Raw genomic sequence first — 11,451 nt, forward strand, 5'->3', positions numbered from 1 at the left:
GGGAGACGGTCTCCACCCACGGGGGAGGACCGGGCAGGGGCACGCACGGAACGCTGGACCCATGACCAGCATCGACGTCCAAGAACTCACCAAGGAGTACGGCACGACCCGCGCGGTGGACGGCCTCACCTTCAGCGTCCGCCCCGGCCGGGTCACCGGCTTCCTCGGCCCGAACGGCGCCGGCAAGTCCACGACCATGCGCCTCGTCCTCGGCCTCGACCGCCCGACGTCCGGCGCCGCCACCCTCGGCGGCCGCCCCTATTCGACCCTCACCGAACCCCTCCGCGAGGTCGGCGCGCTCCTCGACGCGCAGGCCGCCCATGGCTCCCGTACCGCTCGCAACCACCTTCTCGCGCTGGCCGCCGCGGGCCGTATCCCCGCGCGACGGGTCGACGAGGTCATGGAACAGGCAGGGATCGCGGCCGTCGCACGGCGCCGGATCAAGACGTTCTCGCTGGGGATGCGCCAGCGCCTCGGGATCGCCGCCGCGCTTCTGGGCGATCCGAAGGTCGTGATGCTCGACGAGCCGTCGAACGGCCTCGACCCGGAGGGCATCATCTGGATCCGTGAACTGATGCGCGGCCTCGCCCGCGAGGGCCGAACCGTCCTCGTCTCCAGTCACCTCATGAACGAGACCGCCACATTCGCCGACCATCTCGTCGTCCTCGGCCGGGGGCGGCTCCTCGCCGACACCCCCATGCGCGACTTCATCGAGGCGCACAGCGAACGGCGCGTCCGTGTCCGCACCACCGACCCGGAACGCCTGCGCGCCCTGCTCGACGCCGAGGGGCACACGGCGGTCGCCACGGACGACGGCCGCTGGTCCGTCGGCGGCGTACGGGCCGAGGAGATCGGCGCGCTGGCCGCCGCCGACGGCATCCCGATCCTCGAACTCGCCGACGAGACAGGCTCGTTGGAGCAGGCCTATCTCGCCCTCACCGCGGACGACACCGAGTTCGCGGCCACCGCCGACCACGCCCGCCAGGAGGTCTGACGATGCCGAGCACCACCGCCGTGATGCGTTCCGAGTGGATCAAGCTGAGGTCGGTGCGCGCCGGTACCGGCTCGCTCGTCGCGGTCTTCGTCGCGACCGTGGCCGTCGGCGTCCTCACCGCCGCCACGATCGGTCAGGACGAGGCCGGCGACGAAGGCGCGGACCTCCTCTTCGGAGCCTTCTCCGCACTCAGCTTCGGCCAGATCGCGGCCGTCGCCTTCGGTGCGACCGCCGTCTCCTCCGAGTACCTGAACGGCGCCCTGCGCGTGTCCCTGGCCGCGGTCCCCGACCGCACGCTCTTCTACACCGCGAAGATGACGGTCGTCGGCGGCCTCGCCGTAGCCGTGGGCCTGCTCACGTCGTTCGTCACGTTCTTCTCGGGGCAGGTGTTCATGGGGCGCCACGCCCTGGGGCTCGGCGATCCGGGCGTCCTGCGCGCCTGCGCCGGGGGTGGGCTCTACCTCGCCCTCATGGCTCTGTTCGCCGCCGGGCTCACGGTCGTGCTGCGCAGCGCGGTGGCCACGCTGAGCCTGCTCATCCCGTTCATCCTGATCGTGTCGTTCATCATCGGTGACATGGCCGGCACGGTCGCCGAGTTCCTGCCGGACAAGGCCGGGCAGCAGGTGCTGCACCAGGACCCGGTGGGCACGCTCGGGGCGTGGTCGGGGCTCGCCGTCACGGCGGCGTGGGCGGCGGCCGCGCTCCTGGCGGGGTGGTGGGCGTTGCGGCGGAGGGACGCGTGACGCTGGTGGCTCGTGACGGCAGGCGGGTATCGGCCTCACGCCCCGCCAGATGTCAGTGGGGGAAGCTTTACTGGACGTCATGAGCACCGCACAGCATCTCGCGACGATCGATCTGCTGCGCTCCCGGGAGTTTCCCGCCGAGCACGGCAGATCGGACGTGGGCGCAGGCGGGCCGGGTTACCACATAGCGGAGTTGGTGACCTGCGAGGGAATCAAGGGTGACGATGCCGCGGAGGCGGCCGGCGCGCAGGAGCAGACGGTCGCCGAGCGGGACGGCCTTGGCGCGGTCTTCACGGAGCGCTGGGGGCAGCCGCAGTGGTTCAGCCTGTGGAGCGTCAGCCTGCGCGCGGTCGAGGGAGGCGAGGACATACCCGAACCCTGGGCCGCGCTCAGCGCGTACGTGCCGGACGTCCAGTTGTGGCGGGCGGGGGACCGGTGGATAGCGCTCGGCATCCCGCTCGGCACCGAGGACCCGCCGTTCCTGCTGGTCGCCGCGATCACGGACGTGGACCCGCCCTGAGAGCGCTCCCGTACGGCAACTCCCGTGCCACCATGGGATCTTGACGTTGCATCGTGGCACGACCAGCGCTGAGGAGAGCACGTGAGCGAGCACGGCGGAGAGCAGCCGGGAGACAGGATCGCGCGCCACATCGCGCACAACGCCCGGGTGTGGAACTACTGGCTCGGCGGCAAGGACCACTACGAGGTCGACGAGCAGGTGGGCGACCGCATCACGTCCATGTACCCCAGCATCGGCGAGGTCGCCCGCGCCGACCGGGCCTTCCTCGGCCGCGCCGTGACGTACCTGACCGGCCAGGCCGGCATCCGCCAGTACCTCGACATCGGTACGGGCCTGCCCACGGAGGACAACACGCACGAGGTCGCCCAGCGCATCGCCCCCGACTCCTGCGTGGTCTACGTCGACAGCGACCCGATCGTGCTGACTCACGCCCGCGCGCTCCTCACCAGCACGGAAGAGGGCGCCACCAGCTATGTGGACGCCGACGCGCGCGACCACGCGGCCGTCCTCCGCGCCGCGGCCGGCACCCTCGACCTCGACCGGCCCATCGCCGTCATGATGCTCGGCATCCTGAACTTCGTCCTCGACACCGACGAGGCGACATCCGTCGTACGCCACCTCATGGACGCGGTGCCCTCCGGCAGCTACCTCGTCCTCACGCACCCCACGCTGGAACTGGGCGGCGAGGGAAACGCGGAGGCGATGCGCTTCTGGAACGAGAACGCCACCCCACCGATCACCGCGCGCGGCCGCGCCGAGATCGAGGGCTTCCTGGAGGGCCTGGAAATCCTGGACCCGGGCCTCGTCTCCTGCGCCCGCTGGCGCACGGAGGGCGAGGAGGAGGGACCGCTGGTCGCCCAGTACGGGGTGGTGGCGCGCAAGCCGTAGGCTCCGCCGGGGCGTCGGTTCGCGGCGCCGGGTCACCGTGGGGGCGGGGGCTGTGGTGCACGTGCGTCGGCCCGGACGGGTCGGCCGCGTGGCGGCTCGGGCCCCGGCGGGGGAGCCTCCGCTGAGGCGATCCTGGTCTCGCCGGGTCGGCCCATTCGGGCTGGGCTTGCTCTTCCCGGGGGCGGCCTCTCGCGCTGGGCTTGCTCTCGCCCGGGGCAGCCCTGTTGCGCGCGGCTCGTTCTCGCCCCGACTCAGCCTCGCGGCTCCGGCTCACCCTCGCAGCGGCGACCCCGGCCCCACCCGGTCAGCCCCGCCGCGCCCGGCTCGTTCTCGCCTTGGCCCAGCCTCGCCGCTCCGAGCTTTCCCGCCTGGGGTGGGGTCGGCCTCCGCCGCGTCGGGCTGGTGCCCGTTCTGGCTTGGCCCCGTCGCATCCGGCCCTGTTCGCGTCCCGGGGGTGAGCTTCGCCGCGCCGAGTTTGTTCCCGCCCGGGGCTAATTCGCCGCGCCGGGCCTGTTCCCATCTCGGCTCAGCCCCGCGGCTCCTGGGCACCCCCGGTGCGACGATCCCGGTCCCGCCGGGTCAGCCCCACTGTGGCGGGATCGCCCTCGCCTTGGGGCGGGCCCGGCGCTGAGCCTTCCCGCCCCGGGGCCGGCCCCGTCAGGCTCGCTCTCGCCCCGGGGCAACCCCGCCAGGCTCGTTCTCGCCCCGGCCGACCGTCACGCCGGGCCTGCCCCCGACACGGCTCAGCCCCGTGGCGCCGGCTCACCCCCACCCCCTACGCCCCGTCACCCTCCGAGGCCGCGGCCCGCAGGCGCCCGTACTCCTCCGCCATCGTCTCCGCCGTCCAATGCGCGTTCAGGCCGCTGGGGTTGGGCAGCGCCCACACGCGCGTGCTGCCGATCATGCGCTCCTGCGGGCCGATCTGCGCCTTGGGTTCGCGGAAGGCCGACCTGTATGCCGTCACTCCGACCACCGCGAGCCAGCGTGGCCGCAGTCGCTCCACCTTGGCCGTCAGGAGGCGGCCGCCGTCCCGGTACTCCTGCGTGCTCAGTTCGTCCGCGCGTGCCGTGGCCCGGGCGACGACGTTCGTGATGCCGAGGCCGTACGAGAGGAGTTCCTCCTGCTCGGCCGGGGCGAGCCGGCGGGGTGTGAAGCCCGAGAGGTGGAGCACCGGCCAGAAGCGGTTGCCGGGGCGGGCGAAGTGGTGGCCCGTGGCCGCCGTCATCAGGCCCGGGTTGATGCCGCAGAAAAGCACGGAGAGGCCGTCCGCGGCCACATCGGGGACGATGCGATCGCGGGCGGCCTCCATTTCCGCGGCGGTGAACCGGGTCAGAGGATCGCTCCGGGCGTGTAGCCGGCGGCCTCGGGGTGCTGCTTGACGATCTCCTCGACGCGCGCGACGACGGCGGCGACCTGGGCGCTCGCGGCACCCGTGAACGACAGCTTGTCGGCCATCAGCTCGTCGAGACCGGCACGGTCCAGCGGGATCCGGGAGTCGGCGGCGAGCTTGTCGAGCAGCTCGTTGCGCTCGGCGCCCTGCTCGCGCATGGCGAGGGCCGACGCGACGGCGTTCTCCTTGATGGCCTCGTGGGCCTCCTCGCGGCCGACGCCCGCCCGCACCGACGCCATCAGAACCTTCGTCGTGGCGAGGAACGGCAGGTAACGGTCCAGCTCACGCGCGACGACGGCCGGGAACGCGCCGAACTCGTCGAGCACCGTCAGGAACGTCTCCAGGAGCCCGTCGAGCGCGAAGAACGCGTCCGGCAGGGCGACGCGGCGCACCACGGAGCAGGACACGTCGCCCTCGTTCCACTGGTCGCCGGCCAGCTCGCCGGTCATCGACGCGTAGCCGCGCAGGATCACCATGAGGCCGTTGACGCGCTCGCAGGAGCGGGTGTTCATCTTGTGCGGCATCGCGGACGAGCCGACCTGGCCCGGCTTGAAGCCCTCGGTGACCAGCTCGTGCCCGGCCATCAGACGGATCGTCTTGGCGGTCGAGGACGGCGAGGCCGCGAGCTGCACGAGGGCGGTGACGACCTCGTAGTCCAGGGAGCGCGGGTAGACCTGGCCGACCGACGTGAAGGCCTGAGAGAAGCCCAGGTGACCGGCGATGCGCTGCTCCAGCTCGTCCAGCTTCGCGGCGTCGCCGCCGAGCAGGTCGAGCATGTCCTGGGCGGTGCCGACCGGGCCCTTGATGCCGCGCAGCGGGTAGCGGTTCAGCAGCTCCTCGACGCGGGCGTACGCGACGAGTAGCTCGTCGGTGGCCGTCGCGAAGCGCTTGCCGAGGGTCGTGGCCTGCGCCGCGACGTTGTGCGAGCGGCCCGCCATGACCAGCTCGGCGTACTCGCCGGACAGCTTGCCCAGGCGCGCCAGGACGGCGACGGTACGGTCGCGCACGAGCTCCAGGGAGAGCCGGATCTGGAGCTGCTCGACGTTCTCCGTCAGGTCGCGGGACGTCATGCCCTTGTGGACCTGCTCGTGGCCGGCGAGGGCGTTGAACTCCTCGATACGGGCCTTCACGTCATGGCGCGTGACCTTCTCGCGCTCGGCGATGGAGGCCAGGTCGACCTGGTCGAGGACTCGCTCGTAGTCGGTGAGCGCGGCGTCCGGCACCTCGATCCCGAGGTCCTTCTGCGCGCGCAGCACGGCGAGCCAGAGCTGACGCTCCAGCTTCACCTTCTGCTCGGGGGACCAGACAGTGGCGAGCTCGGCGGAGGCATAGCGTCCGGCGAGAACGTTCGGGATACGGGGCTTTGCAGGCGCAGCAGTCACGTGTACGGAGTTTACCGGGCGTCCCTACAGGCTCCGAACCAGCCATCTCCTGGAGGAACCTACAGGTCAGAGGCCGCTTTCCGGGCAGGTCGGCGGAGCCGTCCCGGCCCGCCGCTCCCATGAACGTCGCTTGAATTGACTGGTAAAAACGGGTATTGACCGGTCAATTATGAGCCCCTAGATTTCTGGCCATGGCGGTCCCGGCGTACCTGCGCATCCGGAACGAGTTCGAGCAACAGATCCGCTCCGGAGCTCTCCCTCCCGGCAGCCGGCTTCCCACCGAGGCCGAGCTGCAGCAGCAGTACGCGGTGGGCAGGGCGACCGCCCAGCGCGTGCTGACCGAGCTGGCGCAGGCCGGAATGGTCGAGCGGCACCGCCGGCGCGGCACCTTCGTCACCGACGGGGCCCGGCAGGAGAACCTGCTGCGCTGCGTCAACCCGGCACTGCGCGGCCCGGAGATCCCGGGCCGGCACGCGGTCGAGTCGGCGATGGTCGTCCCGGCCCGTGACGCCGGCGTCGCCATGCCCGGCGTAGCCGACGACACCCCCGTACACCGGCTCCGGCGCCTCAAGTACGACCTCGACGAGCACGTGATCGGCGTCGAGCTGTCCGCCGTCCCGTTCGCCCTGGCACCACGACTCCAGGAGGAGGACCTCACCCACCTGACGACGCACGACTACTTCGCCCGCACCGGCGTCCCCGCGGCCAAGTCCCGCGTCTACATCGACCCGATCGCGCTCGACGCGGCGACCGCGGCCCGGCTGCGCGTGCCCGAGGGCCAGGCCGTGATCCGGCTGCGACGGCTGACCTGGCTGACGGACGGCCGGCTCGCCGAGGCCCGCTGGGACATCAGCCGCCCCGACCTCGTCGAGTTCTACCTCGAACAGACCGTGCAGCCCCCTACGGACTCGTAGAGCAACACGCAACACCCCTCCCAAGCCCCCGGCCGACGACCGCTCACCGCGGCGATGTCCTGCGCCGCAATGCGCCGCGCCGTCATGCCCAAAATCCCGGGCACCGCTCCACCGTCCCCCTCCCGGGCTCCGCCGCGCTCGGCACCGTTCTCCCCTGCGCGGAGCACCGGGACGCCCTCACCCACACACGGGCCGGACCGCGCCTCAGCGGTATCCGGCAGCCGGAGGTACCTCATGAACACAGGTTCAACCGGACAGGTCATCGGCATCAGCATCGCCAGTCTGCTGGTGATCGGCTGGGGCGCGGCGATGTCCCTCTACTTCGGACGCCGCGCCAAGACATCCCGTGACTGGCTCTCCGCCGGCGAATCCCTTCCGCTCTTCGTCGTCGTCATCACCCAGTTCGCCGCCGCGGCGGGCGGCGGCGTCCTCATCGCCCACGTCGGAATCGGCTACCAGTCGGGCTGGTCCGTCTTCATCTACGAGGGCTGCGTGCTGGTCGGCTTCCTGCTGCTGACCCTCATCGCCAGATGGCTCCGCGAGCAGAGCTTCACGACCGTCCCCGACGTCGTCACCCGCCTGTTCGGGCAGCACAGACTGGTCACCAGCATCGCCGCGCTTGCCGCGCTCGTCGTCCCGTTCGGCTGGATCGTCACCCAGTTCGTGGCCTTCGCCAAGCTCTTCGGCCAGCTGACCGGCATATCGACGCCGGTGCTCGTCGCGGTCATCACGGTCGCCTCGCTCACCTTCGTCCTGCCCGGCGGACTGACCTCGGTGGCCTGGGCGGACTTCGTGTTCGGCATCTTCAAGATCGCGATGGCGCTCGCCGTGGCGTTCTACGGCATCCACCTGGCCGGCGGCTGGGACCACATCACCAAGACCGTCCCCGCGAAGCTGTGGAGCGCCGAGGGATTCACCGCCGTGGGCTGGCAGCAGGCGTGGCTGTGGGTCGCCGCGATCATCCCCGGCACCCTCACCAACCAGCTCTACTATCAGCGCGTGTTCGCCACCAAGAAGGTCTCCGACGCCCGCAAGGGCCTCGCCTTCTCCGGCGCCACGATGCTCGTCAGCGGCGTCTACGCCGGCTGCATCGGTCTCACCGTGCGCTCCATGAACCCGAACCTCACCAACCCAGAGGACGCCGCCGGCTGGCTGCTCACCCAGCTCCCGTCCTGGATGCTGATCGCCTTCGCCGCGTTCCTGGTCGCCACCATCGTCGCCACCAGTGGCGCCGCCCTGCAGTCCACCGTCGCCACGCTGACCCGCGACGTCTACCAGAACATCGGCGGCAAGGACGCGGGCGAACGTCGTACCGTCGCCCTCTCGCGAATCATCACCGTCGTCGTCGCGGCCCTCGGAGCGATGCTCGCGATCGCCTTCCCCGCCGCCCTGGCCTGGCTCGTCGCCACCTACGCCTACTCGGCGGCCGCGCTCGCCGCACCCATCTTCCTCGGCTACGCCCTGCACCGCCGCCGTCAGCTCAAGCCCGTCGCCGCCATCGGCTCCATGGTCGCCGGCCTCGTCGGCTGCGGCGCCGCCCAACTCCTCGGCACCACCGTCCCGTACGCGGTGTACGGCATCGCCACCTCCGCCGTCGTCCTGCTCGTGCTGACCGCGGCGACCTCCGAGAAGCGCACCCCCGCCACCCCGCAGAAGGTTGTGAGCAACGCATGAAGATCGCCGTGATCGGACTCGGCGTACTGGGCGCCGGTGCCGCCCGCTCTCTCGCCCTCATGGGCGCCGAAGTGACCGTCTACGAACAGCACTTCGCCACGGCGGGCACCACCAGTACGTCCTTCGCCTGGACCAACTCGCACAACAAGAACCCGCGCTCCTACCACGACCTCAACGCCGCCGGGATGGCCGAACACGCGGCCCTCGCGCAGCAGCCCGGCGACGCCCCCGCCTGGCTCGTACGCAACGGGAACCTGGAGTGGGCCGACGACGCGGCGGCCGACGAGCACCTGGCAGCCTCCGTCGACGAACTCCTCGCCCGCTCCTACCCCGTCCGCTGGATCACCCCGAAGCAGGCCCGCGAACTCGTCCCCGACCTGCGCGTCCCGTCCCACGTCGAGCGCATCGCCCACTACCCCGACGAAGGCCACGTCTTCCCCGCCCTGCTCGTGTCCCGCCTCTGGGGCGAAGCCCGCGATCTCGGCGCCCGGCTGCGCTGCCCGGCCAAGGTCACGGGCCTGACCGAGACCGCGACCGGAGTACGCGTCGAACTGGCCGACGGCCACCACGCCGAGGCCGACGCCGTGGTGATCGCCGCCGGCCGCTGGACCGAAGGGCTCACCGCGGCCGCCGGCCACCGCGTCCCGATGGCCGACCCCGACGCCGCGGGCAGCGCCACCGTGGGCCTGCTCGGCTACACCAACCCGCTCCCGACCCGCCTCGACCGCGTCCTGACCACACCGAGGCTCAACGTCCGCCCGGACGGCGCCGGCCGCCTCATCGTGCAGGGCCTGGACCTGGACGCGGACGCCGACCCGGCCGCGCCGCCCGCCGTGGACGGCCACCACGCCGACGAACTCTGCCGCCGCCTGAACGGCCTGCTCGACGGAACCGAGGGCGCCCGCCTCGAATCCCTGCGTGTCGGCCGGCGCGCCCTGCCCGCCGACGGCCTCACGGTCGCTGGCTTCCTCGGCGACAGCAGCCGCATGTACACCCTCGCCACGCACAGCGGCATCACCCTCGGCCCGCTCCTGGGCAGGCTCGCCGCGCAGGAACTGCTCACCGGCAGCTCCGAGAACCTCCTGGCGGACTTCCGCCCGGGGCGCCTGATCGGGCGTACCGGACTCCCGACACTGCGACCGGCCCGTTTCGCGGGTCAGCAATGAGGCGGATCCGGCCGTACTGAGGGTGACCGTCAACGGGCTTGCTCCGGCGGGCCCGTTGACGTATGTCCAGGTCACCCAGTCGAGTGGTTTCCGGGCGGATACGGCCGGATGACCGGGGCGGCGGCGCGTGCAGACAGGAATATGCCCCGGTGAACCTGACTTCTCGAAGTTCCGTACGCCTGTGGGCCGTTCCGGCAGCCGTCGCCGCGCTGACCGCGCTCTCGCCCCTGACGGCGGGGCCCGCCGACGCGCGGCCCGTGGGCGCGAAGCCCGCCAAGTCCGCGCCGCGGCCGACGACCGCCGCCGAGGCGCGCACGAACGCCTATCTGGCCTCTCTCCGCAACAGCCCCGAACGCCTCCGCGCCTTCTTCCAGGCCATGCCCAAGGGCGGTGACCTGCACAACCACCTGTCGGGCGCGGTCTCCACCGAGTACCTGATCGAGCTGGCCGCCGAGGACGGGCTCTGCATCGACTCCACGATGACCGCCGTCCCGGCGCCCTGTCCGGCCGGCGCGCGACCGGCCGCGGACGCCCGTACCGACCGCGCCTTCCACGACGCGATCGTGCGCGCCTGGTCCATGCAGGACTTCCCGGCGGGCCAGAACGGCCATGACCACTTCTTCGACACCTTCGGCAAGTTCGGCGAGGTCACCTGGCGCAACCGCGGCAAGCTGCTGTCCCAGGTCGCCGACAACGCCGTACGGCAGAACCAGTTCTATCTGGAGACCATGATCAGCCCCGCCTCCGACGGGGCGAAGAAGCTCGCGGGCGAGGTGGGCTGGGACCCCGACCTGGCCGCCCTGCACCGCAAGCTCGTGGCCGGCGGCCGGCTCGACGCGCTCGTCGCCGACGCCAAGAAGGAGGCCGACGACGGCGACGCCGAGTTCCGCGCCACCGAGCACTGCGGCACGCACAAGGCCGGCCCCGGCTGCGCGCTCACCGTGCGCTGGATCTCCCAGGTGTCGCGCGGCAGTTCACCCGAGCGGGTTTTCACCCAGATGGCGCTCGGGATGCGCCTGTCCGAGCGCGACGGCCGGTTCGTCGCCGTCAACCTCGTCCAGCCGGAGGACTGGGACAGCTCCCTGCAGAACTACAGCCTCCAGATGCGGATGCTGCAGTACCTGCGCGGCGTGTACCCGAAGGCCCATGTCACCCTGCACGCGGGCGAGTTGTGGCCAGGGCTCGTGAAGCCCGCGGACCTGAAGTTCCACATCCAGGAGGCCGTGGACGTCGCCCGCGCCGACCGCATCGGCCACGGCGTCGACCTGGTCCACGAGGACAACTGGCAGCGGACCGCGCGCCGGATGGCGGCGCGCGAGACGGCCGTGGAGGTCCCCTTCACCAGCAACGCCCAGATCCTCGGGGTCAAGGGCGCCGAGCACCCCTTCAACACGTACCGCGCGTACGGCGTGCCGGTCGTCCTCGCCACTGACGACGAGGGCGTGTCCCGCATCGACATCACGCACGAGTACCAGTACGCCGCGAAGACCTACGGTCTGTCGTACCCGGTGCTGAAGGACCTGGCCCGTGCCTCGCTGGAGTACGCGTTCCTGCCGGGCGAGAGCCTGTGGCGCGGGAACCCGACGACCGGCGGCTACCGCATGGTCCCGGCCTGCGAGGGCCAGCGCCCGGGTCTGCCGGTGCTGAAGCGCTCCTGCCGCGCCCTGCTCGCCGACAACGCGAAGGCGTCGTCCTGGCGAACTTCGGGGCCCGCCGGCGCAGCTCGCGCAGATACGCCTCGTACCCTTCGTCGACGTCCATGACGGGGGAGGGGAAGCTG

10 protein-coding genes are annotated in these 11,451 nt (G+C 71.7%); 8 read left to right on the forward strand and 2 right to left on the reverse strand.

Features of this window, described 5'->3' with window-relative positions; translation table 11 throughout:
• Positions 1 to 61: 61 nt before the first annotated feature.
• The 4 genes from ABZ893_RS33760 to ABZ893_RS33775 all read left to right on the forward strand — a co-directional run bounded on the left by ABZ893_RS33760 (position 62) and on the right by ABZ893_RS33775 (position 3,145).
• On the forward strand, positions 62 to 994 hold the full coding sequence (locus tag ABZ893_RS33760; protein WP_361411710.1) for an ATP-binding cassette domain-containing protein: 933 nt from the start codon (positions 62 to 64) through the stop codon (positions 992 to 994).
• 2 nt (positions 995 to 996) lie between these two features.
• The gene (locus ABZ893_RS33765) at positions 997 to 1,737 is read left to right on the forward strand and encodes an ABC transporter permease (protein WP_361411712.1); all 741 of its coding nucleotides are present in this window, start codon (positions 997 to 999) and stop codon (positions 1,735 to 1,737) included.
• Positions 1,738 to 1,816: 79 nt separating this feature from the next.
• The gene (locus ABZ893_RS33770) at positions 1,817 to 2,257 is read left to right on the forward strand and encodes a hypothetical protein (RefSeq protein ID WP_361411714.1); all 441 of its coding nucleotides are present in this window, start codon (positions 1,817 to 1,819) and stop codon (positions 2,255 to 2,257) included.
• 81 nt (positions 2,258 to 2,338) lie between these two features.
• Positions 2,339 to 3,145 (forward strand): SAM-dependent methyltransferase, encoded by an 807-nt coding sequence (locus tag ABZ893_RS33775; protein WP_361411716.1) that lies wholly within the window; start codon positions 2,339 to 2,341, stop codon positions 3,143 to 3,145.
• A gap of 775 nt (positions 3,146 to 3,920) precedes the next feature.
• Here ABZ893_RS33775 and mug read toward each other — a convergent pair.
• Together mug and purB are read right to left on the reverse strand one after the other, a co-directional pair.
• A complete protein-coding gene (gene mug, locus ABZ893_RS33780; protein WP_361411718.1) occupies positions 3,921 to 4,454 on the reverse strand; it encodes a G/U mismatch-specific DNA glycosylase in 534 nt (177 codons plus the stop codon).
• A gap of 20 nt (positions 4,455 to 4,474) precedes the next feature.
• Positions 4,475 to 5,917 (reverse strand): adenylosuccinate lyase, encoded by a 1,443-nt coding sequence (purB, locus tag ABZ893_RS33785; protein WP_361411720.1) that lies wholly within the window; start codon positions 5,915 to 5,917, stop codon positions 4,475 to 4,477.
• A 191-nt stretch (positions 5,918 to 6,108) separates the two neighbouring features.
• Here purB and ABZ893_RS33790 point away from each other — a divergent pair, with 191 nt between their 5' ends.
• The 4 genes from ABZ893_RS33790 to ABZ893_RS33805 all read left to right on the forward strand — a co-directional run bounded on the left by ABZ893_RS33790 (position 6,109) and on the right by ABZ893_RS33805 (position 11,434).
• Complete coding sequence (locus ABZ893_RS33790) at positions 6,109 to 6,831, forward strand: GntR family transcriptional regulator (protein ID WP_361411722.1); 723 nt, start codon at positions 6,109 to 6,111, stop codon at positions 6,829 to 6,831.
• Between the two features lie 234 nt (positions 6,832 to 7,065).
• Positions 7,066 to 8,505 carry a sodium:solute symporter family protein gene (locus ABZ893_RS33795; protein WP_361411724.1) on the forward strand — a complete coding sequence of 480 codons (1,440 nt, stop codon included), beginning with the start codon at positions 7,066 to 7,068 and terminating at the stop codon, positions 8,503 to 8,505.
• Positions 8,502 to 9,671, forward strand: a complete 1,170-nt coding sequence (locus ABZ893_RS33800) for an FAD-dependent oxidoreductase (RefSeq protein WP_361411726.1) — start codon at positions 8,502 to 8,504, stop codon at positions 9,669 to 9,671. Before ABZ893_RS33795 ends, ABZ893_RS33800 begins: the two co-directional genes overlap by 4 nt.
• A gap of 149 nt (positions 9,672 to 9,820) precedes the next feature.
• Positions 9,821 to 11,434 (forward strand): adenosine deaminase, encoded by a 1,614-nt coding sequence (locus tag ABZ893_RS33805; protein WP_361411728.1) that lies wholly within the window; start codon positions 9,821 to 9,823, stop codon positions 11,432 to 11,434.
• Positions 11,435 to 11,451: the final 17 nt, after the last annotated feature.

The organism is Streptomyces sp. NPDC046821, from assembly GCF_040645335.1.
Lineage (GTDB): Bacteria > Actinomycetota > Actinomycetes > Streptomycetales > Streptomycetaceae > Streptomyces.

Bases quoted from the DNA above. Each gene is read 5' to 3' on its own strand.
- ABZ893_RS33760 (WP_361411710.1), top strand. From the start codon at position 62: ATGACCAGCATCGACGTCCAAGAACTCACCAAGGAGTACGGCACGACC.
- ABZ893_RS33765 (WP_361411712.1), top strand. From the start codon at position 997: ATGCCGAGCACCACCGCCGTGATGCGTTCCGAGTGGATCAAGCTGAGG.
- ABZ893_RS33770 (WP_361411714.1), top strand. From the start codon at position 1,817: ATGAGCACCGCACAGCATCTCGCGACGATCGATCTGCTGCGCTCCCGG.
- mug (WP_361411718.1), bottom strand. From the start codon at position 4,454: ATGGAGGCCGCCCGCGATCGCATCGTCCCCGATGTGGCCGCGGACGGC.
- ABZ893_RS33790 (WP_361411722.1), top strand. From the start codon at position 6,109: ATGGCGGTCCCGGCGTACCTGCGCATCCGGAACGAGTTCGAGCAACAG.
- ABZ893_RS33795 (WP_361411724.1), top strand. From the start codon at position 7,066: ATGAACACAGGTTCAACCGGACAGGTCATCGGCATCAGCATCGCCAGT.
- ABZ893_RS33800 (WP_361411726.1), top strand. From the start codon at position 8,502: ATGAAGATCGCCGTGATCGGACTCGGCGTACTGGGCGCCGGTGCCGCC.